Below are 25,759 nucleotides of genomic sequence, written 5' to 3' on the forward strand. Positions count from 1 at the left end.
AGGAGTAGAGCATATGAAGACAGCAGGTATTCATCATATTTCAGCCATTGTAGGAAATCCGCAGGAAAATGTAGATTTTTATGCCGGTATATTAGGAATGCGTCTAGTGAAGAAAACAGTGAATTTTGATGATCCCGGAACCTATCATCTGTATTTTGGTGATGAGGCGGGGTCGCCCGGGACGATTATGACCTTCTTTCCATGGCCTACTGCTTTCCGCGGCCGTATTGGAGATGGTCAAGTAGGTGTCACTTCCTACGCTGTGCCAGAAGGGGCATTACCTTTCTGGAAGGAGCGGCTTGAACAATTCAACATTCCATTTCTTGAAGTAGAGCGATTTGGTGAGTTATACATTCAGCTAGACGACCCGCATGGATTGCATATTGAGCTTGTAGAGCGTACAGAAGGAAAACCAAGCGAATGGACATTTGGAGGCGTTTCTTCTGAGGTTGCAATTAAAGGTTTTGGCGGAGCGACCTTGTATTCAAGCAGCCCTCAACAGACAGCAGATGTGTTAACCCGAGTGATGGGGTTAGAGCTGGTATCACGCGAGGGGGACTATCTTCGATTCAAATCCACTGCAACTATCGGAAATATCATTGATTTAAAGACAGTTCCGGGACAGCGTGGCTCAATGGGACCTGGCACTGTCCATCATATTGCCTGGCGTGCAAAGGATCAGCAGGAGCACCTGCAGTGGCAGGAACATGTCCTGCAGCATAACCTTCGTGTAACGGAGGTAAAAGATCGTCACTATTTCGATGCGATTTACTTCCCTGAACCAGGAGATATTTTATTCGAAATTGCGACAGATCCACCAGGTTTTTCTGTTGATGAGGATACTGAAGTGCTGGGAGAGCAGCTGATGTTGCCGCCGCAATATGAACATTTGCGGGATGAGCTAGAAAGCAAGCTGCCTGTACTCCAGGTGCGCCCATTAGAAAAGTAGAATATATGACGTCCGTGCTTCATTGCACGGACGTTTTTTCATAAGGATGAAATAGAATAGCTACTCTTTTACTATGAGGCAGCGAATGGTAGATGGGGACAGTGGCCTATTTATAATGGAAATCTATAGAGAAAAAAAGAAAATAGAATATTTTAGAAAGTTTTGCCTTCTACTTGCGTATGTTGGAACGAGGAGTTTTTCAACTGCAAAAATAGGAGGATAAAAAATGGTTGTATTGAAAAAGGCAAGTGTATTATTATCGGCGGCAGCATTGTCTATAGGTTTATTAGCGCCAGTTGCCAGTGCAACAACAGTGGACGAACGTATGGAAAGGCTGCCTATTCAGGTGGCGCAGACAAACACTAAGGTAACAAAGAAAGATCTGATTAACCGTATGAAGGAACTGTTTCCGACGGAGTTTTCCGGCCTGACGGAGAAGGATTTCTATATGAATACGGGCTATCCTTATCCAGGTGAGTCAACGGTACGTTATGAGCTGAGCTTTTCCAAACAGGTGAAGGAACAGCATATATACGGAAGCCTGATTTTTGCAGGAGCGGACCTGCAGCTTGAACATTTCTACTACCAGCCGCCGGAGACAGAAGATGCTTTCTTCCCTGCAAAGGTTTCAGAAAGTGAAGCACAGCAAATCGCGGACAAGCTTGTCAAACAGCTGGGAGCAGCTGGATATAAGTTTTCTTCTACAGAGGGTGTCTATACGCCAAGTAATTTGACACAGCCAGTACAATATACATTTATCTATCGGAAAACAGAAGGGGATATTCCGGTAGCGGACCGGTATATGGAAGTAACAATACGGGGAGATGGTCAACTAATTTCCTTCTACAACTCGGGCACAAAGACAGGGGCTTTCACATATGATGATGCTTCCAAAAAGAAAGACGCAGCTGCTGTTCAAACAGACATACAGAACACTGTAGAAGCACAGCTTTTCTATTTGCTGACGCCAAACTACCATACGGGAGGGGCAGAGGCACAGCTTGTCTACCGGCCGAACAATCAAATTGCTTCTGGGGTCCATGCATTGTCAGGTGATTGGGTGACGCTAGATGGACTATCAGCATCCTTACCGAAAGAGAAAGACATTACGCCGATTGCTCCGCAGCCATTGCCGCCTAGACAGCCGGATATTACAGAGGAGCAGGCAGAACAGCTGGCACTTTCATTCCTCCAAACGGAGATACCAGGTGTTACATTAACCATTGATTCTATTAACGAAACAACTAATTATACAGGTAAGCAGGTGTATATGATTCAGTATAATTATGAGTATGAAGGTGGAAATGTAGGGACGGCACTATCGATTGATAAAGCAACAGGTGAAATTATAGAATACTACGATATCAAGTACGATTTAGCAACGCAAATGAAACAAGAGCAGAAGAAGGGGTCATTCTCGCAACAGGCTGCCCTTCAACAGGCTGTTGAGTCTATAAAAAAATGGGCACCTTCTTATGCAAATGAATACGCCATGCCAGTAGCGGAAGCACACTATTTCGAGCATAATGACAGCTATTATTTCTCTTTCCCGCGCATTGTAAATGGATTATTGGTAGAAGGGGACCAAATTACGGTGAATATTGGAGTGGCAGGGGACTTACTTGGTTTGTCTATCACGACATACAGCGATGTTAAATGGCCGACTACAAAAGATGTGGTAGCGAAGGAAGAAGCAACGAAGCAGCTGAAAGAGAATTTATCACTACAATTACAATACGAAAACATTAAAAATATTGGAGATGCCCAGCATTATAGTCTTATTTACCGCCCTCTGTTTAAGGAAAGCAGCTATGGCATGATTGATGCAAAAACAGGGAAATGGTTATCTGGTGAAGAGAAGGCAGAATATCCAGCAGTTGAGCATCCAACAGCAGCAGTTGAGTTGAATTATCTTATCCGTATAGGCGCCTTAGAAGTTGACGGAGATTTTAATCCTGATACTGCTATTTCAAAAGGAGAGGCGCTGAAGGTGCTCATGAGATCACTTACGTATTCATATGATTATTATCCACAAGAAGAGGCAGAATCGAAGTTCTTTGAAAATATATCGCCTGCGGATGAACTGTATCCATTAGTGATGGCTGCTGTAACGATTGGCATTTTAGATGAGGCGGACAAAGCGCTCAAAACAGATGATAAGCTCTCACGCGAGGAAGTAGCAAAATGGGCCGTGAGAATGTTGAAGCTGGAGGCCGCCGCAAAGCATGGGGATATTTATCAATTAGGGTATACAGATGCAGCAAAAGTGTCCTCAGATAAGCGGGGCTACGTAGCACTGGCCTATGCGATGGGGCTATTGAATGCTGAGAATAATCAAGCGAATCCGCAAAAGGAAATAACATATGCTGAATTAGCGAAGATGACGGTATTACTGGCTAATGAAATGAAGGAAAATAACATCTATCATTAATGGATGTACAGCAGGGAAATAGGAAAACCGGTGGAGATTTCTCCACCGGTTTTATTAATTAGGAAACGATATTATTCAGCGTTAGGATAAATCATCGTTGCTGGGTCTACATATTGATCAAACTGCTCTTTTGTTAGCAGACCGCTTGCAATAGCTGCTTCTTTCAGTGTTGTTCCCTCTTTATGTGCCTTTTTCGCAATAGCTGCCGCATTTTCATAACCGATGTACGGATTAAGAGCTGTTACAAGCATTAAGGAATTACGCAAGTTTGCATCCAGCACTTCCTGGTTTGGTTCAATGCCTACAGCACAATTATCGTTAAATGATTGCATTGCATCAGCAAGCAGGCGTACAGATTGCAGGAAGTTATAGATAATTACCGGCTTAAATACGTTAAGTTCAAAGTTTCCTTGAGATGCTGCAAAGCCGATTGCTGCATCATTACCAAATACTTGGCAGGCAACCATTGTCATTGCTTCTGATTGAGTCGGATTTACCTTTCCTGGCATAATAGAAGAACCTGGTTCGTTTTCAGGAATTGTAATTTCACCGATCCCTGAACGAGGGCCGGATGCCAGCCAGCGCACATCATTAGCAATCTTCATCAAATCGGCAGCCAATGCCTTTAATGCACCGTGGGCTGTCGTAATCTCATCATGAGCTGTCAATGCATGGAATTTATTTTCTGCTGTTACGAATTGCTTGCCTGTTAAGCCGGCAATTTCCGCAGCCACCATTTCACCGAATTTCGGGTGTGCATTAATCCCTGTCCCTACAGCAGTCCCGCCGATTGCAAGCTCCTTCATAAATTCTGTAGTCACTTGGATCATTTTCTCAGACTTTACGAGCATATGGTGCCAGCCTGAAATTTCCTGGCCGAGCGTAAGCGGTGTTGCATCCTGCAAGTGTGTACGGCCGATTTTGATAATATCGTTGAATGCTTCGGATTTTTTCTTTAGCGTAGCTTTTAAAACATTTAGTTTTGGTAACAAGTAATCCTCGACAGCAAGGACAGCTGCTACATGGAGAGCAGTTGGAAATGTATCATTTGAGCTTTGAGATTTATTAACGTCATCATTTGGATGGATACGCTCTTCACTGCCTTGGTTCTCAAGAATTTGGTTTGCACGGAATGATAATACCTCATTCATGTTCATATTTGATTGCGTACCAGAACCAGTCTGCCATACAACAAGCGGAAACTGATCGTTCCATTTACCGTCTAATACCTCATCTGCAGCCTGCACAATCGCTTTTGCTTTGGTATCCGACAGTTTACCAAGCTTTTGGTTTGCAATTGCTGCTGATTTTTTTAGAATGGCAAATGCGCGGATCACCTCAATCGGCATTTTTTCCGTACCAATTTTGAAATTTTCCAAGCTTCGTTGTGTTTGTGCCATCCATAATTTATCCGCCTGTACTTGAATTTCACCCATTGTGTCTTTTTCAATACGAAATTCCATTTTAATCGCTCCTTTTTTATATGTATTATGTATTTGATGTTCCCCAAATCGGAAACATAACAAACGTGAAGAAATAATTATTTTACCTTTTGTATATACGAAGTATCCTACCTTTATAGGCAGCAAGGACAATACGTACACAATGATGCTAAAACATCATTGGAACAAAGAAATGACAGCTATAACAGTAACAACACTTCACAAAATGCTGCAAATAGAAATCCCTCAAAAATTGTTTGAGGGATTTCTATTCAATATGAAAATAATAAGGGAGGTTCGAAACATATTCTGGGGGGACATGTCTCGAAATAAAATTTCAACTAGTTGATCACTACAATGATAATGATAATCTTTCTCATTAAGAAAGTCAATAATAATTGAGTAAGAATTTTTAAAAAATATGTTCGTGATGAAAGTTAGTTACACATAGACGCTCCCGAACATCTTTTTGTCATATCACTTTTCTTATAGAGAGGCCATGGGAATCTGATAATACAAACATGGATGACAAGAGACAGTAGGGGGAATTTTGTTACCTGTTCTTCTAATAGCGGGCAGCTTTATGTAACTATTTTGGATATATATTACAAATTAAGGAATATAAAAGTAGGTGCTTTTGATAAATAAACCAAGTAACTTTATGGGTAAACAAATAATTTGCCAAAACTACTTTTCTAATATAATATAAACCTATAAAATTACTAAGGAATAATTGGAGGTTACATGACAATGTCATTTGGTCTTTTAACAGGTTTGTTATGTGGCGCTTTGTTAGGGTTCGTTATGCAACGCGGTCGTTTCTGCTTAACAGGTGGTTTCCGCGATATGTATATTGCAAAAGATAATCGCATGTTCTATGCGCTTTTAATTGCGATTGCCGTTCAAAGCGTTGGTGTATATACATTGATTAGTTTAGGTGTTTTTGAATTTACGACAGGTACTATCTCTTTACTTGCCGTTATTGCCGGATCATTTATTTTTGGTATCGGTATTATTTTTGCCGGAGGTTGTGCAACAGGTACTTGGTATCGTGCCGGCGAAGGGTTAGTTGGAAGCTGGATGGCACTTGCAGGTTATATGCTAGTAGCTGCTATGATGCGTACGGGTCCACTAGCACCGATTGATGCGGAGCTCAAATCTTATGAGGTTGGAAACAACTCAATGGCAGCAACATTTGGGGTAAGTCCATGGGTATTGATTGCGATTTTAGTAGCAATTGTGGCTTTCATTGTTTACCGCGAGTTGAAAAAGCCAAAAGTGAAGATTCCTTCCTTAAAACCTAAGAAAACTGGTTTGGCTCATGTTCTTTTTGAAAAACGCTGGAATCCTTTCGTTACAGCTACATTGATCGGTTTAATTGCTACATTGGCATGGCCGTTATCTGTGGCTACTGGACGTATGGGCGGTCTAGGAATTACAACGCCTTCAGCAAATATTTTGCAGTTCCTTGTGACAGGTGATATAAGCTTTGTAAACTGGGGAGTTTTCCTAGTATTGGGTGTCTTCCTTGGTTCAATGTTTGCGGCGAAAATGTCTGGAGAGTTCCGTTTCCGCATGCCGGATGTAAAAACAGGGCTTAACAGTTTCTCCGGCGGTTTGATGATGGGCTTCGGTGCGAGCCTGGCAGGGGGCTGTTCAATCGGGAACGGTCTTGTTATGACAGCAATGATGACGTGGTCAGGCTGGATTTCACTTGTATTTATGATTTTAGGTACATGGACGGCTTCTTATTTTGTATTTGTCCGTCCAAGAAAAAAAGCACAAGCTGCTCGTTCAGAAACAGTAACAGCTTAATTTGATTAAAGGAGAGAGTAACTATGCAAAAAAAATTAGAAGTAATGGGTATGGTGTGTCCGTTCCCTTTAGTAGAAGCAAAACAAGCAATCGAAGAGATTAACACAGGAGACGAGTTAGTAGTAGAGTTTGACTGTACACAAGGTACAGAATCTATCCCTCGTTGGGCAGCGGAAGCAGGGCATGAAGTAACAAACTTCGAGCAAGTTGGCGAAGCTGCATGGACAATTACAATTAAGAAAAACTAATTTTTAAAATAAAGAATGCCACTACTCGGTCATCTAGGCCTGGGCAGTGGCTTTTTTGTGTCTTCTTAATGCGTTAAATAACTTTTACATAAAAATCCCGGCCATTATTGATTCCTGTGACTTCTGTATCCTTTACTGTTTTGTAATAGTTATCAATTTCACGGGCTAGGCCTGCATGACCGTTAAAATATTCACCACATTCCAGATGTTTCCCAGAATTGTGGAAGTCAAAATATATTCTCGTGTCGGGACACATGCTGTTAATTATTTGTTGGAATTCTGCAAGTGGGATGTGCAATCCTCGGTTGTAGCGGCATTCGCGTTTATACGTATGGTGGGAAATGTTGATCGGCTTTGGTTCTGTGATCATGTCAATTTTAATCATTAACATCAACCCCTCTTAAATGGTGGGAAAGCTAACTTATACGAGTCGATTATAGCAGATAACTAAAAAGTAATAATTGAAAATTCGATTATTTCGAACAAATTTCTTATTTGTCTAAAAATTATAAATGTATATTACCAATCCTCACGTTGCATTTCTTCTGCTACTACCTGCAGATCGTATGCATTGATTCGAAGCAATTCATATTCGTTGTTTTCCATATACTTTATCACAAGGTTGAGCACATACTTTGGAGAGGCTTCATTATCTTCATCATATAAAAGCAGCATACCGTCCGTATTACTAATAATAAACTTGTCTTTCTCGGTAAATTGCCAAGGTGCTTCGTAAGGGCGCTTTGTCACACTTGTGACAAAATCAGCGTTTTCTAAAATCCTTTCATATTGAACCTGTTTATGCTCATTCCAGTTTTTTTCTTGTTCTAAAAAAGGAGTGATAACAGAGTATTTTAGATTTGGGAAATGCTCCTTTAACTCTGTCACTATCTCTGCTGTCCATCCTTCTACCCCGAGTTGCCCGCTGATAACAACCCATTCAAGTCCCTCTTCGCAAAGGGGATATAGATTATTATATAATGCTTTTTTGATGACAGGGATGCCCGGGTGCTTCTCATTGAAGATACCCAGCTCATGCGCACGATATCCCGTTACATAGATGGTCTTCATCGGAAATCTCCTTTCACTTGCTTTCTACCATTCTAACCTAATTTGCCTTCAGCAGAAAACAGAAAGAGCGGAGTTATAATAGGCGGATTTTCTCTATTAATTGTTCTATGATTTTGTTTTACCCTTATTCGATAGAAAGTATCAATAGATCGGTTAAATTATGCAGACAGGACTGCTGAGCAAAAAAGCCCTAGGAGACAGTCCTGGGGCTTTATAGATAATAAAATAAAAGCTGGGTATATTACATTACTCTGTAAAAGCTTGCTTGATTTGTTCGATTGCCCAATCCAGTTCTTCGCGGGAAATGATGAGCGGAGGAGCAAAACGAATGACTGTATCATGCGTTTCTTTACATAGCAGACCAAGCTCCATTAATTTTTCGCAGTATGGACGAGCGGCTTCATATAGTTCCATGCCAATGAATAATCCGCGGCCTCGAACCTCTTTAATAACAGGGTTTTGAATCTCACGCAGCTTCTCCATAAAATAGGCACCAAGCTCAGCGGATCGTTTTGCTAAGTTGTCATCAATAATGACATCAAGAGCAGCAATTGAAACAGCACAGGCTAACGGATTTCCGCCAAATGTTGACCCGTGAGAGCCAGGAGTAAATACGCCAAGTACGTCGCGGTTTGCTGCTACACAAGAAATTGGCATTACACCTCCGCCTAACGCTTTGCCCAAAATATACATATCCGGCACTACATTTTCCCAGTCACAAGCAAACATGCGGCCAGTACGAGCAAGACCAGTCTGAATCTCATCTGCAATAAACAATACATTTTTCTCGCGGCATATAGCCTGCACTTTCTGTAAAAAGCCTTCCGTTGGAATTACAATACCAGCTTCTCCTTGAATTGGCTCTAAAATAACGGCTGCTGTATTTTCTGTTATGGCGTCTTGAATAGCAGAAACATCTCCGTACGGCACAAGGGTGAAGCCAGGTAAAAGTGGAGCAAATCCTTGCTGATAGGCCTTTTCCGAAGACATCGATATAGCCGCCATTGTACGGCCATGGAAGTTGCCCGTACAACAGATGATATCGGCATTCCCCTTTATGCCCTTCACCTCATAAGCCCATTTACGTGCTGTTTTTATAGCGGTTTCCACCGCTTCTGCTCCTGTATTCATGGGTAGTACCATTTCTTTGTTTGTCAGATGGGCTACCTTTTCATACCATGGTCCGAGCTGATCTGAATGAAAGGCTCGGGATGTAAGTGTGACACGGTCAGCCTGTTGTTTCAGGGCTTCAATAATTTTCGGATTACGATGCCCCTGGTTGACAGCTGAATAAGCTGATAGCATATCCAAATATTTAGTGCCTTCCGGATCATATACCCATACCCCAGAGGCTTCTGAAATCACAATCGGCAGCGGATGATAGTTGTTTGCCCCGAATTGCTCTGTTTTGTGAATAATTCCTTTACTATTGTTCATAATATCCATCCTCCCTTTATTACCATCATAACGGAAAGACAATAAAAAAAGCAGGCTCTTTATCTGCTTTTTTTAAAGTATGGTTAAGGATAGAAATCGTATCTCTATAAATATAGCTCAAGAAAATGCAATTTTCTTATGGTTGATAGCTGTTTGGTCTTTTCCAAAAGGTGGCGAGCGCAATACTTAATACCAAGACAGTTCAGGATGGCCCTTGAAGCGGCTTATTGTGAGCAGTAGAGCGCTTTGTGATGAAATGGCCGACAACTAGAATGATGAATGCACAAAATACTACTAGACCTGCAAACAGAAGCGGCGCCTTAAAACTATTGAAATGATTTTCTACTCGGCTGGCAATAAGTGGTCCGATAATTTGGCCTAATGCATAGGCAGTTGTCAGGACAGAAACGACCAGGCCGCTTTGCTGGGGAAACAGCTGCCTTCCATAGCCGGTAGTAAGTGTGACCAATCCGACAAACGTACAGCCGAATAAAAATGCCGAGAGTAATACACTCCACGCTGTTTGTGTCAGTACAGGCAGAATAATACCTAAAACTTGCAGTATGTATGCAATAAACATGACAGAAACAGGCTTGAAGCGTGACATCATCGCCATCCAAAATGGTGCTGAAGGGGCAGCGGCAACGCCGACAACCACCCATGAATAGCTCGCATATGCCTGTAAGTTTTCGATATTATAGACAATATCAACGAGGAAGGTTCCCGTAATGATATAGCCCAGGCCTTCCAGCCCGTAGGCGATAATAAGCCAGAGCATAAAGCCGCGCCAAATATTTGTATCGTTTGTTTTTTCGACCTTCTCTCCATTTTGAACACGGATATGACGCCAAAGCATAAGGGTAGCAGCTAAAAATAGAGCAGATAGCACACCTAGCCCGATCCATGTGCCTTCCCAATGAAATCTCGCCTCCAAAAAAGGAACGAATAAACCTGAAATCGCGATGCCAATACCAATACCGCTAAATACATAGCCAGACCAGCGTGTTAGCAGGTGTGAGGCTAAGTAATCCATAATAATACTTGAAGTTAATACAAAAATGAATCCGCCTGTCGCTCCCGCGATAAATCTAAGAACAATCCAAATGATATAGGAATGAGACAGCCCCATGGCGATAATGGAGGCGACATTTAATAAAACATTTCCTAATAAAAAGGATTTTTTACCTTTATAAATAAATCCGGCTCCCAATGCCCCGGCAAAGTAGCCTATATAATTGCTTGAAGCGAGCCATCCACCAGCTTGAAACGTCAAGCCTTCATCCACCCGCATGAACGGCAGCAGCGGCGTAAAGGCGAACCGGCTAATCCCCATAGCAATGACAAGTAATAATATCCCCCCGAGTAATACCCCTGCGTGACGATAATTCACATAACCACCCCTTGTTAATTAATCATAACATTCTGTTAAATACAATTGTAGAAAAATGTTAGCTAGCAATTTGAATATCAACCGTTACAATGAAGAGGAAGAAAGGTAGGAAGGGGAAGGGCAGAATGTTGTATAAAGTCATAGTGTATATACATATATTGAGTGCTGTTGTAGCAATTGGTCCGCTTTTTTCGATATTCCCGATTTTGAAGCGTATGGAAAGAGCGAAAGAAAAAGATGTTAAGGGGATGGTGGAAGGGCTGCGTGGTGTTGTGCGTGCTGTCAGTCTGGCAGGGCATGTATTGGTACCAAGCGGAATCGTACTCATCTGGCTTAGCGGCTGGTCATGGAAGACACCCTGGGTACTGGCAACAATTATTCTGCTCGTTGTTTCACTCTTGTTCCTTGCCAGGGCATTTAAGCCTGCCTGGCGTATTGCCGAAGCAGAGCGATTCCAAAAGGAAGTTTTCATTCCAGTGATGAAAAAGGCTGCAGTTCTATATATCGCTATCATGCTCATGATGCTTTGGCTGATGGTAATAAAACCACAGCTATGGTAGCTATAGCAAAGCCCCTCATTTAGAGGGGCTGGTGATTTGCAGTATATATCTTAATATGCTGTAAATAAGAAGAGTTTATTGAAATGAAGCCTTTGCTTTATAATACACTTAAAGCATTTTTTCCATTGCGCTTCACTTTATAAAGCTCTTCATCTGCTTTTTGAATAAGCATAGAAACAGTAAAGTCAGATAAATCCTCTACAATTACGGCACCCAAACTAATAGTGAAATGTAAACATTTATCTTCAAAAAGAATTTCACTCGCCTGCAGAGTAGAAAAAAGATGCTCAATCGTCTGTTTAAATAAGGTCGGATCCTTACTCATGACAATAAACTCATCTCCGCCATACCGGGCAATAAATAATTTTCCAGTATGATTACATTTTCTTGCTTCTTCTCCGATCTGTTGGAGAATACGGTCCCCCAATAAATGTCCATAACAATCATTTTTTTCCTTGAAATCATCAATATCGAAGAGAGCGCAGCAAAGCGGATAGCTATCAGATTGCGCTTCTAGCAGCCATTTTTCAGCTTCTTCTTCAAAATAGTGACGATTATATACTTGTGTTAAGTTATCTGTATAGGCGAGTAAATTAAGCGCCGCTTTACTCGTACTTAAGGCGAATTCATGCAGGCGATCTAATTGACGACGAGATTCCTCAGATTCTAGCAGTTCATTTTTAATGCGGGCATACTCGTAGGCCCTTTTATAATTCTGCATCACTTCATAGGATTCAATAATTGTATTAAGCATTCTGCTTTTTAATTGAACATCGGAAATCTCTTTCATAATAGACCATGCTTCCGTAAAGTAATCATCTGCCTGTTGGTATTGATTAGTACGGGAATAATAAACGCCTACATTACTAATTGTCGTTGCATACTGCTTTGAATCTTGCTTAAGAAGGGGGTGGGCCAGTACTTCTTGAAGTAATTTGTATGATTCATCATATTTATTTAATTCAAATAGATAGCAAGCAAGAGTATTCATATAGTAGATATACATAATTGGCTGTTCATGTTTAGCAGCGTTCATAATAGGATAAATTTTTTCGCTATAATGAAGAGCCTTTTCTAAATCCTTCAATAAAATATAACACCCAACAAGATTATGACAGACGGCAGGATAGTATCGGTGGGATGGAGTATCTTCCAGAAATTCCAATACTTTAAGGTTATATGCGATTGAACGTTCTATGTCCCCGCTGTAATAAAAAAAATTAGCACTGTGATAAAGATGATTTAATTGTAAATCCTCATGGCCGCTTACTAACAGACAATGCTTCAATTGGTCGAGTAAAGGCTGTACAGATTGGGTATCACCTTTATTAAATAGGCAGGCGATTTTTAAATTTATATATTCACCAAGTGATTGATAATTTTGTGTTTCCTCAAGTTTAGGGATTTCTTCATCAAGTATAGAAATAGCTATATCGTACTGTGTTTTATGGAAAAGCTCTCTAGCTACTTTTAATTGGGCATCGTAATAGAATTGCAAAATAATCCCTCCACATAATCGACGTGTTTCTAATCATTCTCTCCATGACATAATAATACCAAAATAAACTAAAATTATCCTTTTATTTTAAGTAAAAAGTTTTATTTTTAATAAAATAAATAGAGCAATTTGACTCAAAATAAAAATTGATGTGGTAATAAGAATGTGAGATATCTAGAAATTTTGTTCTCTATAAGAAAAAAATGATAAAAAGAAAAATAAAAAATGCATTCGAGACATTACACGAATGCATCAGAAGACAGATATATGGATAGAGTCCCATAAAACTGCCAGGATTTAAGAAATGAGCGATTTGACCGCTTTTGAGATGACTGCGCCTTCTGCTTTGCCAGCAAGTAAAGGCTTCGCAATTTTCATAGCATCTCCCATATTCATCCCTGCACCGATACCTGCTGCCTTTAGCTCTTCTATAATTTCTTCTTCAGAAAGCTGCTTTGGAAGGAAGCTTTTCAGCAGTGATAGTTTCGCTTTTTCCTTTTCTATTAAATCTTCTCTTCCTGCTGTTTGAGCACCTTCCAATGCTTGATTTGTCTGTTTAACTTCACGGTTGACGATCGCAATTTCCTCTGCCTCCGTTAGCGCCGTACCTTTTTCTTTTTCAGCTCCATCAAGAGCAGACTTTAATAACGTCAATACACCTTTAGATAAAGCATCCTTTTCCTTCATGGCAACCTTTAGCTGCTCAAAAACTTGCTCTTTTAACATACATCCTTCATCTCCGTTTCATTTTGGTTTTATTATAACATATTTTTCCAAATTATTTCTTGCATGTAATAGAAGTGTGGAAAAGCTGCCTTTGTGAATAAAGAGCATACGGGCAATATACCCGCAGCTCTTGTCATTCCACTTCGTAGCTGTTAACAAAGGCAAAAGCCTTGATAACGTCTTCTAGCATCTGATCCTTGTCCACATGAGGAGGGAATTTGTTTAGCTCGTGGTTAGCGATCAATGCCTCTAAAAATTCCCGAACCTTTCTGTCTTCTGAAGTTACCTCTTTGCCTATAATTGTGGCTAATACTTCTCCCTTTTCCTTCAAGGTAATATGCATAAAAAACATTCCTTTCTTAATCTATAGATACTTTTATTATACCGTTCCTAAAACGAAAAGAAATAGATGCGCACTTAGGGGAAAGTGAGTACTATGAAAGGTAGAAATAACTGAAAGAGGGATTTGAATATGAATGGAAAAATTTTGACCCAAGCTTTATTGCAGACATCTGGCAATGAGCTTCGAATGGTATATGCTCTGCTTCTTAAAACAAATATCCTCGGGATGATGACAGCAAAGACAAAGGATTTCTTCTCGAAAGAAACAGATCATTTTAATGAAACTTTGAAAATAGAAATGACAAAGCTGGAGCGTTTCTCGGATGAAGAGCTCCAAGTAAAGTTGTTTACGGAAATTACAAGAGTGCTTGATCTTCCTGCCAAGCCTTATAATACGCCAGTCGAAATTGAAATGCAGGGAGATACGATTATGGAGGCAGTGCATAGAGCAATGCTGAACGATGATAAAGACTATGAGAGGTTTGTTGAGTCACCAAATAATCGCGAGATTTACCAGCTTATCATCCAGTACCAAATGCAGAAGGTTTTTTCTGCTTTTGACACTAAGTTCAGAGAGCTGGATGAAAAGAAAACAACAGATTTTACGAAGAAAATTCACGGATTTTTAATGGAACTGCCAAACGAAAAACAGCAGGAATTGAAAAGTAAGCTGGAGGTTGATGATCTGTCGACGGAGGCTATCCGTATGGCGATATTGACCCAAGGATCAGTAGTTGTGCTTTCTATTATTGTGGAAGTGGCAGGTTTCGAAGCCTATACAACACTGACATCGGCAATTGCAGCAGCGATGGCGCTTGTCGGTGTTACATTACCATTTGGATTTTATACCTTTGCTACTTCGCTGTTCTCGATGCTGGTCAATCCACTTATACTCCTGCCCCTTGCCTTAGGCGGAGGCGGATTACTATTAAAGCATCAAAACAAAAGCATGAAGAAAAAGCTCCTGCCGGTAGGTATACTTCAAATTACGCTGCCACTTGTCGCACAGGCTAAAATTGGTGAAGCAGAATTTGCTCCATTTATCACACATTGGGAAAAACAAGAGGCCCGCCACCGAGAGCTTACGATAAAACGTGCTGAGTATGAAGCGGCATTACTTGATAAAGAGGCAGAAATAAAATTTTACGAAGAACAGCGTGAAAGTCATGTGCAAATGATGGAATCTGAAAAAGAGAAGGTCAAGACTTATAAAGTATTTATAGGCAGCCATATTGCGACACTACCAGTGGAGGAGCGGACATCCGCTCTTCAAGAAGGAATTGATTTTCTGGCTTCGATAAAGGAAGAAATCGCCGCCATAGAGCAGCAAAAGGGAGAGAATCGAGAGCGAAAGGGATTATGGCGGACGATCAGCGCCACAATTGATAATACAAAGCTGAATGTCCGGAAAAATCAGCTTCAAAAAGAAAGTGAAGAAAGACAGAAAGAGTTAGTTGAAGAGTTGTTAAAGTCTGGAGGTGCTTTTTTGCAGGCAGAGCGAGAAAGCCTGCTAGTCCATCAAGCCAATGCAAAAGAACAGCGGGAAAAGGCGCTTGTCTATGATGAAAAGGCAACAACAGCCAAGGAAAAGGCTAAAGAGTTGAAAAACCGCCTGAAAATAATGAATGAACAAATCAAACAACTGCAAAACGAGTATTATGGTCTTGGACATAACGAATGAGAGGTATGTGACTTTATTAGAAATGAGCAGAAGGCTGGAAATGAGATAAATGGATTGACATACCTTTCATGGGTAACTTATAGTGAAGAGACATGATGCTCATACCTATAAGGGGTACCCTTAAAAGTACCTGGAGGAGGAAGATGAAGTGGAAAAAGAAATGAATGAACAGCTGGATTCTTCGTGCCATACAGAAGAGTCAGAGAGAAAAAGTCATCATCCTGAGCATGTGAAGAAGGATTTGACAAGCCGTTTGAACCGCATTGAAGGGCAGGTTCGGGGAATTAAAGGGATGGTCGAGAAGGATGTCTACTGCGATGATATTATTACACAGCTTTCGGCAATCCAATCTGCTTTAAACAGTGTAGCGAAGGTCCTTTTACAAGGCCACTTAAAAGGGTGCGTCGTGGATCGTCTGGTAGAAGGCGATGAAGAAGTATTAGATGAACTATTGGTGACTATTCAGAAGTTGATGAGAAAATAGATAGGATTTTTTATAATCACGAAAAGGAGCGATTAACTATGGAGAATGTAACATTTCAAGTAAAGGGTATGTCATGCGGGCATTGCGTAAAGGCTGTTGAAGGAGGCCTGGGCCAGTTAGAAGGTGTAGAAAAAGTAACTGTTCAATTGAATGCAGGTACTGTGGAAGTTGCTTATAAAGGCGATCAAGTGACGATTGACCAAATGAAAGCGGCAATTGATGATCAAGGATACGATGTAGTGGAATAGTGAGATAGGACTGCTGTTACAAAGGAAACGTCCAAACAGGCGAGAATGGGAGAACAGCGGAGGCAATCGTCAGCTATGTATCTGTTGTTTTCATTGCAGTGTGTAAAAATTAAAGAAGAAAAGGCCAGTACTGTAGAGGTACTGGCTTCAGAGTGAAGACAAAATGCTTCGAGAGTCCGTCTCTCGGGGCATTTTGTCATTTCCACAGGTAGTTGAATGTAACTTTCCGCTGAATTTTCTTTGTGAATCGCCTCTACGAGACGTTTTCATTTCGTATTAGGCAGCTTGCCATGTCCAAGTTGCAAGCTTTTTCAAATTCATGGCAGCAAAAGTAAGCATCGCCTGCATGGACAATTTTTTAAGCCCACGTAGGGTTGTCGGGCGCATACCATGCTTTTCTTTCGCATCAGCAAAGAAACGCTCAATCGTTTCTTTGCGTTTCGCATAAACCTCTTTTACTTCAACATGATGACGTAAATGTTCCGCCTCCTCAACGTATTCTTCCCATATATGTCGTTGAATCAGCTTCGTGTGATTTTTACTTTCCGTGCATTGTGATAAGAAAGGACAGTTCGCACAAACCGCTGGTTTGGAGTTGTATTGGCGATAACCTTCTTGTGTTGTCGTTATGTATTCTAGCAGCTGATTATTTGGACAGATATAGGCATTGAGGTACTCATCATAAACATACGCATGCTTACGGAAGAACCCTTCCTTTGTTTTCGGACGAGTGTACGGCAATACAGGCAACATTTGATTTTCTAACAAGAAGTTTGTAATCGCAGGCGTTTTGTAGGCAGCATCCGCTGCCACAGCAACAGGTTTTCCGATATGGGCAATGACCTTTTCAACAAATGGCTGCAGCAGATGACTATCATGTACATTCCCAGGTGTAACGATCGTCCCCAATACAAAACCTTTTTCATCTGTCGCTGCATGAAAGGAATAGGCGAATTGTTTTGTACACTCATCTTTCACATAGTAGCCACTTTCGGGGTCTGTGGTACTCTCTTTGATTTCTTTCATTTCCTCGCGTTCGAACTTCTTCGGGGGAAAAGGCTTCTTCCCATTTTCCTCCCGATCCAAATTTAGCTCCGCCTGGAGCTTCTCTTCATAAGCACGTGTTTCCTTACGTACGACTTTTTTATTATACTTCCGTTTGTTGGCGCTGGCCTTCACATGCGTTGAATCAATAAATACGTGCTCTTCTGCTAATAAACCACGATCCATAATTTCTTTTAAAATCCGGTAAAAAATTTGTTCGAAAATATTCGTCTCTTGAAAACGACGAACATAGTTCTTACCGAAGGTGGTGAAGTGTGGAATTTCTGTATGAAAACCGAAACCTAAAAACCAACGATACGCCATATTCGTTTCGATTTCTTTGATTGTTTGACGCATCGAACGGATACCAAATGTATATTGAATAAATGTCATTTTAAACAATACGATAGGATCGATGCTTGGTCGTCCAACAGCAGAGTAAAGATGTTCTACTAATGGATAGATAAAGGTAAAATCAATGGCAGCATCCAGTTTACGGACCAGATGGTCCTTTGGTACAAGCTGTTCAATTGTCAGCATTTCAATTTGTTCATGTTCATTGATTTGGTTTTTCGTCATCATAGTTATCATTACCTCAAAATAGTGGTAGATGTAGAAGTACAACCCTTCTTTCAGTAGCCAATAAAAGTCGATTGGAGTGGAAGGCGCGAAAGACTCCAACGGGAACAGCGAATTTATGTGCGACGAAAGGAACAAAGGCTATAACCGTCACATCGTGTGACAACGCCTTTGTGACCAACATCCTGTTGGCCCGAAGCACCCGGACTGAGCGCAGCGAGGGAGAAGGCTGAAGCCGTGCCCGTGGAAAGCGTAGCGCCTGTAGCGGAAATCGACGATTTCTTAGTATGTATTGTAAATCAAATTTGAGTTTGTCTTCAGTCTGAAGGCCAGTACTGTAGAGGTACTGGCTTTTTTGTTGGTAGAGGAGAAGTGGGCATGATAGGAAAGGTAACAGACTTTTCACCAGAGGATTAAGAAATTCTTAAGAAATCATCTAGCTAAATATTAAGTATTTTTGTCTATTCTAAAAGGAGTTTTGAAAAAGGAGATCAGCGCATGAAAAAATGGCTCTTTTTAATAGTTTCTTTAATAGTTATAGGTTTTTTTGTGTTTGAGGATATTGAGTTTGCTGAAGTCCCTCGGATGGAAGTGGCTGTAGAAAAAGATCAATTATACAAAGGGGAGCTGGTTTTAGTTAACGGCGAATTCCCAATAAGTAAACAAGGGCTGCCAAACGACATTGTCTTGTTAGAGGACTACCAGTCTATGGCACCGGGGCTTCAGATGGTGGATCCTTCTATTCTTATATCTAGAAACTTGTTACAAAATCTTGGGCTAATGATAAAAGATGCAGAAAAGGATGGTATCGATCACTTTATAATCAATAGTGCCTATCGAAACTTAGACAAGCAGGCTGAACTGTATGAAGAGATGGGAGCGGAATATGCGCTGCCAGCTGGCTATAGTGAGCATAATTTAGGGCTTTCAGTTGATATCGGTTCAACGGAAGGTTCAATGGATACGGCAGCAGAAGGAAGATGGCTTGAGCAAAATGCTTGGAAATATGGCTTTATTTTAAGGTATCCATCTAATAAGCAGGAAATTACGGGCATTCAATATGAGCCTTGGCATTTCCGGTTTGTCGGGCTCCCTCACAGTGCCATCATGTATAAGGAAGACTGGGTTTTGGAGGAATATTTAGCTTACTTAAGAGAACATACTCAATACAAAACAACCGTGCAAGGGAACAAATATGAAATCACTTATTATAAAGCGGCGGATGGTTTAGACATATCCATTATTCCTGAACAGCCGTATCAAGTATCCGGTGATAATATGGGAGGAGTTATTGTAACGGTGGAATTATAGGTTAGGAAGGGTCCAGTTCTTTCGTTGTAGTGAAAAAGGAAGCCTCTCTCCGTTCATAGAATATAGTTATTAATAGGCAGATAAATTGAAATATATCATGTTGAGTAAGGAAATCGACCTTCGGCAGACTTCAAGCCGTCTGATTATGTTTTTTCTTATTATTGCCTATAGAGAGGGCGGGAATAGTTGGTTATTTTAGAAGCAATTATTCGTAAACCCCCTGAAAAAAAGCTATGATTGACAAAATTGTATGGGAAAGAGGTAGGGAGAATGAAGGAGTTAATCGCTATTTCTCAGCGTAAGGAACCGGCTGATTTTATATTGAGGAATGCTCGGGTAGCAGATGTATTTTCCCTGACATGGAGGTCGGCTGATATCGTAGTGGCAGCAGGTAAAATAGTAGCGATTGATTCACATGGCCAATATGAAGCAAGACATCAAGAGGATGCGGAAGGGCGCTATGTCATTCCAGGGCTTATGGATTCACATATTCATATTGAATCGTCCATGTTGACGCCTGAGCAGTTTAGCCGTATTTTATTGCCCCATGGTATTACGTCTGTCGTAACTGACCCTCATGAAATTGCGAATGTAGCAGGGGCAGCCGGGCTGCAGTATATGTTGGATGCAGCAAAGGAAGCGGAATTGGATATTTATTATATGCTTCCATCTAGTGTGCCTGCAACAGCCTTCGAGCATGCGGGAGCAGTGATGAAAGCTGAAGACTTAGCCCCTTTTATAGAAGAGGGGCGGGTGCTGGGTATTGCAGAAGTGATGGATTTTCCCGCAGTGTTGGCAGGACAGGAAGATATGCTGAAAAAAATAAAACTGGGGCATGACCGCCAGATGATTGTAGACGGGCATGGGGCAGGATTGTCGCCTTCTCAAATTACAGGGTACCGCGCGGCAGGAATTCACACAGACCATGAGTGCATTAGCGCCGAGGAAGCGAGAGAGCGTGTAGAGCAGGGGATGTATGTACTGGTTCGCGAAGGCTCCGCTGCAAAGAATTTGAAGGATGTGCTGCCAGCTGTTAACTCTTACAATGCAAGACGGTTTGCCTTCTGTACGGATGACAAGCATCTGGATGAGATCATTCAGGAAGGAACGATTAATCATGCTGTTGCGTTAGCAATAAAAGAAGGGGTGGAGCCGCTTCAGGCTATCCAAATGGCAACACTGAATGCTGCAGAATGCTATCGTTTATATCACCAAGGGGCTCTCGCTCCAGGATATATAGCAGATTTTGTAATGCTGGAAGGACTAGAGACAATGAAGCCAGCAGCAGTTTGGAAGAATGGAAGGAAAGTTGCTGAAGCAGGAGAGATGTTGACGAAGAGTCCTGCTGCAGTAGAGGTGCCGGCCAATATTTTGCAATCTGTGCGCTTACCGGAATTGTCTGCCGCAGATTTAGCATTGCCGATGAAAGGGACGAGAGCAAATATTATTGAAGTCATTCCAAACCAAATCGTGACGAAAAAGCTGCAGGCTGATGTTGATGTAGTGGATGGATATTTCAAGCCCTGTATCGAGAAGGATTACCTGAAGATTGCTGTTTTTGAACGACACCATCTACGTCATACAAAAAGCACCGCAATTGTCCACGGTCTGGGGTTACAAGAAGGTGCTATTGCTACAACTATCGCACATGATTCACATAATGCTATCGTTGTTGGCACAAATGATGAGGATATGCTTATGGCATTACGTGCACTTGAACAGATAAGCGGAGGCCTCGTCGTAGTAAAAGACGGTAAAGTACTCGCACAGATGGCTTTACCTGTTGGAGGAATTATGACAAATAGCGGAGCCCGACAAGCGGAACAACAGCTGCAAGAAGTACATAAAGCACTTCACATTATTCATCCGACATGCCATTTCCATTTGTTTTTGACTCTCTCGTTCTTAAGTCTGCCGGTCATTCCTTCATTGAAACTGACAGATACAGGATTATTTGATGTAGAAGAGTTCAAGCATATCCCAGTTGATGCCTCCTTATAATATGATAAAAGAAAAGGCAGATGGAGCTGGGGGTGCTCCGCCTGCCTTTTTACCTGATGTACATCAAATAGGAAGATGTTTGTCTCTGTCGTATATTCTTTATTAATACAAATTGTTAGTAGAATGTTTATGAGTAGGGGAAATAAAACGATAGGTCAGATATCGAGTTCCCATCTTTCTTTTTCATCTTGTTTCATCTTTTCTTCCATTTCTGGTGGATAGACAGTACGGTATTTGTGATGATCTGCCGGAATGAGCTCAATCATTTTTTCAATCATTTCCTGTGGATCGTACTGATCCTTTAAGCTCTCTTCTTGCTTTAGCATGTTCTCTTTCTTTGTGAAGTTCTTTTCTTCATCGAACCATTTCCATTTTTCATCAGCGCTACGGTCATTGAATCCCGTGTTATAAGGACCTGGGTTGATTGTTGCGACCTGTACACCAAACTCGGCGAGCTCTTTTTGCATCGTCTTTGCAATGCCTTCGATTGCGTGCTTTGTTGCTGTGTATGGTCCTACATAAGGTGTACCTGACAAACCTGCAATAGAGCTCAAGAAAACAATTTTCCCGCTGCCTTTTGCAACGAGTTTGCGTGCAGCAATCTGGACAGTTTCAAGGGTCGCAAATACATTAACTTCAAATAATGCACGGAATCGATCCATCGGCACCTCAGCTAAAGGGCCTCCCTCATTGATTGCTGCATTGGCTACGAATACATCAAAGTCATATTTTTCGATTTGTGCACGGTCCCGGGGATTTAAAATATCGAGTTTGAAAACTTCAATATCAAGCCCCAGCTCTCGTGCTTCTCGCATTAGACTAGTATGCTGTGAAGTTGTCTCTGTGGCTGCAATTACATGATGTCCTTTTTTCGCTAGTCCAATTGCTGTCCCATGGCCAAATCCGCTCCCGGCTCCTGTGATAAATATCGTTTTATTCATATTGACTCCTCCTCATAAATTATTGTCTTTGTTCCTCTTCCCGCTGCAAGCTCACCGAAACATGTAACAGAGCGCGGTTGTATAGTGGGACGATTTAAGCGAGGGTAAGAGTATAAAGCTATGTATAATTTAAAATGTAAGTATGAATGAAGAAGCTAAGCAGGTTTATGCGGGTTGTTTTGAAGATAGTCAGGTACAAGGTCACTCTCTTTTGTATAAGTAAGAAGACTGGCAATCCGCTTATCCATATCCAGCAGCTACATTAGATAGCGTGTTTGTTCACAGGGTGGAACATAATGATGAGATGACTGCCAAGGATAAATAGAGGGATATAATGAAGTAATAGCGAAGGAATTATTAAAGTAAATTGCTGAAAAGATATATTGCAAAATTTTAGAGGGAACTCGCCAAGCTTGAAAAAGGGAAAGGCGACTGAACTTCTTGGGCTCCTTTTTATAAATAGTGAAATGCTGCTCTGTAAAGGAAGTGATTTATTATGGAAGAAAATCTGAAACTAAAGAAAGGTCCTTGGGACGACAGTCATCGGCCATGGCCTCTTCCCAATATTCCGTGGACAATGAGGCAGACATGGAGCGACCTTTTATTTGCACACTATCCAATTGAATTTGATATATTACGGCAACTAGTACCTGAAGCATTAAATCTGGATACATATAAGGGTACATGCTGGATCGGCGTTGTGCCATTTCGTATGTCAGGTGTTAGGCTAAGAGGATTACCGCCTGTTCCGGGAACGGATCTTTTTCCAGAGCTCAATATCCGGACATATGTAACGGTTGATGATAAAGCGGGTGTGTACTTTTTTAGTTTAGATGCTGCAAATCGACTTGCTGTAATGGCGGCTAAAACACTATATCACTTACCGTATTGGTTTGCTGATATGGAAATAAGGAATAGAGGAACAACTATTGAATTCGAAAGTAAGAGGAGGAATGATTCGCGCATCAATTTTGCGTGCAGCTATCAACCCATTTCAAAATCATTTCAGGCAGACCAAGGTTCTTTTGAGGAATGGATGGTTGAACGTTACTGCTTTTATACATTAAATGCTTCAGGAGTACCGCTCCGTTGTGATATTTTACATGAGCCTTGGATATTGCAGCAAGCAGAGGCAGAGTTCAGTAAAAATAGAGTGCTGTCTGAGCAGGGAATCATTGTAGAGGAGGCATCGCCTATTTTGCATTATGCCAAAAGTATAGAGGTGCGTGCTTGGCCGTTAGTTCATCCATTTACAAATCGTCTCCATATTTAATTATAGAAAGCAGCTTTTTATTTATTATGTATTAGAATCATTGGATTTAGTTGTATAATGGGACCTGTAAAACGTTAGAAAGTCAGTTGTTGAGATACAACCTCAAAAAATGAAGTTATTTTAATAAAACTTCTTGACGAATAATTAGGAGCTTGATATTATAAGTGAGTCGCTAATTTATGAAACAAAACTCAACAAAAAAGTTATTGACTTCATAATAAAAAAGTGATAAGATATAAAAGTTGCTGCAAAACAGCAATCAAAAAACTTTTAAAAAAGTTATTGACACAAACTTCAGTAAGTGTTAATATATAAGAGTTGCTGCTAAATAGCGGTAACGAAATGAACTTTGAAAACTGAACAAGCAAGACGTTAACAATAATTTTCTTTCTTAATTGAAAGAGACAATTTGACTAAAGCAATAGTCAGCAACATTTTGAGCTTAACTCAAACTACTTTTATGGAGAGTTTGATCCTGGCTCAGGACGAACGCTGGCGGCGTGCCTAATACATGCAAGTCGAGCGGACGTTTTGTTGGTGCTTGCACCGACTTAACGTTAGCGGCGGACGGGTGAGTAACACGTGGGCAACCTGCCCTGTAGTCTGGGATAACTCCGGGAAACCGGGGCTAATACCGGATGATACTTTCTACCTCATGTTAGAAAGTTGAAAGATGGTTCTGCTATCGCTACAGGATGGGCCCGCGGCGCATTAGCTAGTTGGTGAGGTAACGGCTCACCAAGGCAACGATGCGTAGCCGACCTGAGAGGGTGATCGGCCACACTGGGACTGAGACACGGCCCAGACTCCTACGGGAGGCAGCAGTAGGGAATCTTCCACAATGGACGAAAGTCTGATGGAGCAACGCCGCGTGAGTGAAGAAGGATTTCGGTTCGTAAAACTCTGTTGTAAGGGAAGAACAAGTACAGTAGTAACTGGCTGTACCTTGACGGTACCTTATTAGAAAGCCACGGCTAACTACGTGCCAGCAGCCGCGGTAATACGTAGGTGGCAAGCGTTGTCCGGAATTATTGGGCGTAAAGCGCGCGCAGGCGGTCCTTTAAGTCTGATGTGAAAGCCCACGGCTCAACCGTGGAGGGTCATTGGAAACTGGGGGACTTGAGTGCAGAAGAGGAAAGTGGAATTCCAAGTGTAGCGGTGAAATGCGTAGAGATTTGGAGGAACACCAGTGGCGAAGGCGACTTTCTGGTCTGTAACTGACGCTGAGGCGCGAAAGCGTGGGGAGCAAACAGGATTAGATACCCTGGTAGTCCACGCCGTAAACGATGAGTGCTAAGTGTTAGGGGGTTTCCGCCCCTTAGTGCTGCAGCTAACGCATTAAGCACTCCGCCTGGGGAGTACGGTCGCAAGACTGAAACTCAAAGGAATTGACGGGGGCCCGCACAAGCGGTGGAGCATGTGGTTTAATTCGAAGCAACGCGAAGAACCTTACCAGGTCTTGACATCCCATTGACCACTGTAGAGATACAGTTTTCCCTTCGGGGACAACGGTGACAGGTGGTGCATGGTTGTCGTCAGCTCGTGTCGTGAGATGTTGGGTTAAGTCCCGCAACGAGCGCAACCCTTGTTCTTAGTTGCCATCATTTAGTTGGGCACTCTAAGGAGACTGCCGGTGACAAACCGGAGGAAGGTGGGGATGACGTCAAATCATCATGCCCCTTATGACCTGGGCTACACACGTGCTACAATGGACGGTACAAACGGTTGCCAACCCGCGAGGGGGAGCTAATCCGATAAAACCGTTCTCAGTTCGGATTGTAGGCTGCAACTCGCCTACATGAAGCCGGAATCGCTAGTAATCGCGGATCAGCATGCCGCGGTGAATACGTTCCCGGGCCTTGTACACACCGCCCGTCACACCACGAGAGTTTGTAACACCCGAAGTCGGTGAGGTAACCTTTTGGAGCCAGCCGCCGAAGGTGGGATAGATGATTGGGGTGAAGTCGTAACAAGGTAGCCGTATCGGAAGGTGCGGCTGGATCACCTCCTTTCTAAGGATATTTTTCGGAAGTATATCACACGGTGATATACGTTAACGTTCTTGCTGTTCAGTTTTGAAAGTTCATACTTTCAAAACTTGCTCCTGCGGTTACTCGTCGCAAATGTGCGAAGAAGTAGACACAGGTAGCGCACTTGTTCTTTGAAAACTGGATAAAACGACATTGAAAGCAAACACAAATTTCTATCTTTAAATAGATATGAGTCAAACAAGTCAAGCAATTGACGTGTAAACTGAAGTCTAACTCTTCGAGTTAGCGTTAACTTAT

The 25,759-nt window shown here is 41.7% G+C and carries 21 protein-coding genes and 1 rRNA gene; 12 read left to right on the plus strand and 10 right to left on the minus strand.

Going from position 1 to position 25,759, the window contains the following annotated elements:
• Positions 1 to 13 precede the first annotated feature (13 nt).
• Positions 14 to 949, plus strand: coding sequence for a ring-cleaving dioxygenase (locus AA0Y26_RS00895; protein ID WP_413364421.1), 936 nt, complete (start codon positions 14 to 16; stop codon positions 947 to 949).
• A gap of 226 nt (positions 950 to 1,175) precedes the next feature.
• Positions 1,176 to 3,380, plus strand: a complete 2,205-nt coding sequence (locus tag AA0Y26_RS00900) for a YcdB/YcdC domain-containing protein (RefSeq protein ID WP_413364422.1) — start codon at positions 1,176 to 1,178, stop codon at positions 3,378 to 3,380.
• A 71-nt stretch (positions 3,381 to 3,451) separates the two neighbouring features.
• Here AA0Y26_RS00900 and fumC read toward each other — a convergent pair whose 3' ends face one another.
• Complete coding sequence (gene fumC / locus AA0Y26_RS00905; protein ID WP_413364423.1) at positions 3,452 to 4,843, minus strand: class II fumarate hydratase; 1,392 nt, start codon at positions 4,841 to 4,843, stop codon at positions 3,452 to 3,454.
• Positions 4,844 to 5,572: 729 nt separating this feature from the next.
• On the opposite strand from fumC, the gene AA0Y26_RS00910 reads away from it, so the two are divergent.
• Both AA0Y26_RS00910 and AA0Y26_RS00915 read left to right on the plus strand, forming a co-directional pair.
• Positions 5,573 to 6,637: a YeeE/YedE thiosulfate transporter family protein gene (locus tag AA0Y26_RS00910; protein ID WP_413364424.1), complete on the plus strand. Its 1,065-nt coding sequence runs from the start codon at positions 5,573 to 5,575 to the stop codon at positions 6,635 to 6,637.
• A gap of 23 nt (positions 6,638 to 6,660) precedes the next feature.
• Positions 6,661 to 6,885, plus strand: coding sequence for a sulfurtransferase TusA family protein (locus tag AA0Y26_RS00915; protein WP_413364425.1), 225 nt, complete (start codon positions 6,661 to 6,663; stop codon positions 6,883 to 6,885).
• Positions 6,886 to 6,958: 73 nt separating this feature from the next.
• On the opposite strand, the gene AA0Y26_RS00920 is transcribed toward AA0Y26_RS00915, so the two are convergent.
• From AA0Y26_RS00920 to AA0Y26_RS00935, 4 genes are all read right to left on the minus strand, one after another.
• Complete coding sequence (locus AA0Y26_RS00920; RefSeq protein ID WP_413364426.1) at positions 6,959 to 7,270, minus strand: hypothetical protein; 312 nt, start codon at positions 7,268 to 7,270, stop codon at positions 6,959 to 6,961.
• A 134-nt stretch (positions 7,271 to 7,404) separates the two neighbouring features.
• Positions 7,405 to 7,956 carry a DUF1273 domain-containing protein gene (locus AA0Y26_RS00925; RefSeq protein WP_413364427.1) on the minus strand — a complete coding sequence of 184 codons (552 nt, stop codon included), beginning with the start codon at positions 7,954 to 7,956 and terminating at the stop codon, positions 7,405 to 7,407.
• A 246-nt stretch (positions 7,957 to 8,202) separates the two neighbouring features.
• Entirely contained in the window at positions 8,203 to 9,393 is a 1,191-nt protein-coding gene (locus tag AA0Y26_RS00930) for an ornithine--oxo-acid transaminase (protein WP_413364428.1), read from the minus strand.
• A gap of 202 nt (positions 9,394 to 9,595) precedes the next feature.
• Positions 9,596 to 10,783, minus strand: coding sequence for a YbfB/YjiJ family MFS transporter (locus AA0Y26_RS00935; protein ID WP_413364429.1), 1,188 nt, complete (start codon positions 10,781 to 10,783; stop codon positions 9,596 to 9,598).
• A gap of 125 nt (positions 10,784 to 10,908) precedes the next feature.
• On the opposite strand from AA0Y26_RS00935, the gene AA0Y26_RS00940 reads away from it, so the two are divergent.
• The gene (locus tag AA0Y26_RS00940) at positions 10,909 to 11,343 is read left to right on the plus strand and encodes a DUF2269 family protein (RefSeq protein WP_413364430.1); all 435 of its coding nucleotides are present in this window, start codon (positions 10,909 to 10,911) and stop codon (positions 11,341 to 11,343) included.
• Positions 11,344 to 11,440: 97 nt separating this feature from the next.
• Here AA0Y26_RS00940 and AA0Y26_RS00945 read toward each other — a convergent pair whose 3' ends face one another.
• The 3 genes from AA0Y26_RS00945 to AA0Y26_RS00955 all read right to left on the minus strand — a co-directional run bounded on the left by AA0Y26_RS00945 (position 11,441) and on the right by AA0Y26_RS00955 (position 13,919).
• The gene (locus AA0Y26_RS00945; protein ID WP_413364431.1) at positions 11,441 to 12,841 is read right to left on the minus strand and encodes a diguanylate cyclase domain-containing protein; all 1,401 of its coding nucleotides are present in this window, start codon (positions 12,839 to 12,841) and stop codon (positions 11,441 to 11,443) included.
• 297 nt (positions 12,842 to 13,138) lie between these two features.
• A complete protein-coding gene (locus AA0Y26_RS00950; RefSeq protein ID WP_413364432.1) occupies positions 13,139 to 13,567 on the minus strand; it encodes a GatB/YqeY domain-containing protein in 429 nt (142 codons plus the stop codon).
• A gap of 133 nt (positions 13,568 to 13,700) precedes the next feature.
• Positions 13,701 to 13,919, minus strand: coding sequence for a hypothetical protein (locus tag AA0Y26_RS00955; protein ID WP_413364433.1), 219 nt, complete (start codon positions 13,917 to 13,919; stop codon positions 13,701 to 13,703).
• Positions 13,920 to 14,039: 120 nt separating this feature from the next.
• On the opposite strand from AA0Y26_RS00955, the gene AA0Y26_RS00960 reads away from it, so the two are divergent.
• The 3 genes from AA0Y26_RS00960 (at position 14,040) to copZ (ending at position 16,322) form a co-directional block, all read left to right on the plus strand.
• Positions 14,040 to 15,590, plus strand: coding sequence for a hypothetical protein (locus AA0Y26_RS00960; RefSeq protein ID WP_413364434.1), 1,551 nt, complete (start codon positions 14,040 to 14,042; stop codon positions 15,588 to 15,590).
• Between the two features lie 160 nt (positions 15,591 to 15,750).
• The gene (locus tag AA0Y26_RS00965) at positions 15,751 to 16,074 is read left to right on the plus strand and encodes a metal-sensing transcriptional repressor (RefSeq protein ID WP_413367994.1); all 324 of its coding nucleotides are present in this window, start codon (positions 15,751 to 15,753) and stop codon (positions 16,072 to 16,074) included.
• 38 nt (positions 16,075 to 16,112) lie between these two features.
• On the plus strand, positions 16,113 to 16,322 hold the full coding sequence (gene copZ, locus AA0Y26_RS00970) for a copper chaperone CopZ (RefSeq protein WP_413364435.1): 210 nt from the start codon (positions 16,113 to 16,115) through the stop codon (positions 16,320 to 16,322).
• Between the two features lie 276 nt (positions 16,323 to 16,598).
• On the opposite strand, the gene AA0Y26_RS00975 is transcribed toward copZ, so the two are convergent.
• The gene (locus AA0Y26_RS00975; RefSeq protein WP_413364436.1) at positions 16,599 to 17,948 is read right to left on the minus strand and encodes an IS1182 family transposase; all 1,350 of its coding nucleotides are present in this window, start codon (positions 17,946 to 17,948) and stop codon (positions 16,599 to 16,601) included.
• A gap of 495 nt (positions 17,949 to 18,443) precedes the next feature.
• Here AA0Y26_RS00975 and AA0Y26_RS00980 point away from each other — a divergent pair, with 495 nt between their 5' ends.
• Positions 18,444 to 19,256, plus strand: a complete 813-nt coding sequence (locus tag AA0Y26_RS00980) for a M15 family metallopeptidase (protein ID WP_413364437.1) — start codon at positions 18,444 to 18,446, stop codon at positions 19,254 to 19,256.
• 270 nt (positions 19,257 to 19,526) lie between these two features.
• A complete protein-coding gene (gene ade, locus AA0Y26_RS00985; RefSeq protein WP_413364438.1) occupies positions 19,527 to 21,257 on the plus strand; it encodes an adenine deaminase in 1,731 nt (576 codons plus the stop codon).
• A gap of 155 nt (positions 21,258 to 21,412) precedes the next feature.
• Here ade and AA0Y26_RS00990 read toward each other — a convergent pair whose 3' ends face one another.
• Complete coding sequence (locus tag AA0Y26_RS00990) at positions 21,413 to 22,198, minus strand: SDR family oxidoreductase (RefSeq protein ID WP_413364439.1); 786 nt, start codon at positions 22,196 to 22,198, stop codon at positions 21,413 to 21,415.
• A 496-nt stretch (positions 22,199 to 22,694) separates the two neighbouring features.
• Here AA0Y26_RS00990 and AA0Y26_RS00995 point away from each other — a divergent pair, with 496 nt between their 5' ends.
• Positions 22,695 to 23,471: a YqjF family protein gene (locus AA0Y26_RS00995; protein ID WP_413364440.1), complete on the plus strand. Its 777-nt coding sequence runs from the start codon at positions 22,695 to 22,697 to the stop codon at positions 23,469 to 23,471.
• Positions 23,472 to 23,928: 457 nt separating this feature from the next.
• Positions 23,929 to 25,483: ribosomal RNA gene (locus AA0Y26_RS01000) — 16S ribosomal RNA — on the plus strand.
• The last annotated feature ends 276 nt before the right edge of the window (positions 25,484 to 25,759 follow it).

Source organism: Lysinibacillus canaveralius, from assembly GCF_047301505.1.
Classification (GTDB): domain Bacteria; phylum Bacillota; class Bacilli; order Bacillales_A; family Planococcaceae; genus Lysinibacillus_B.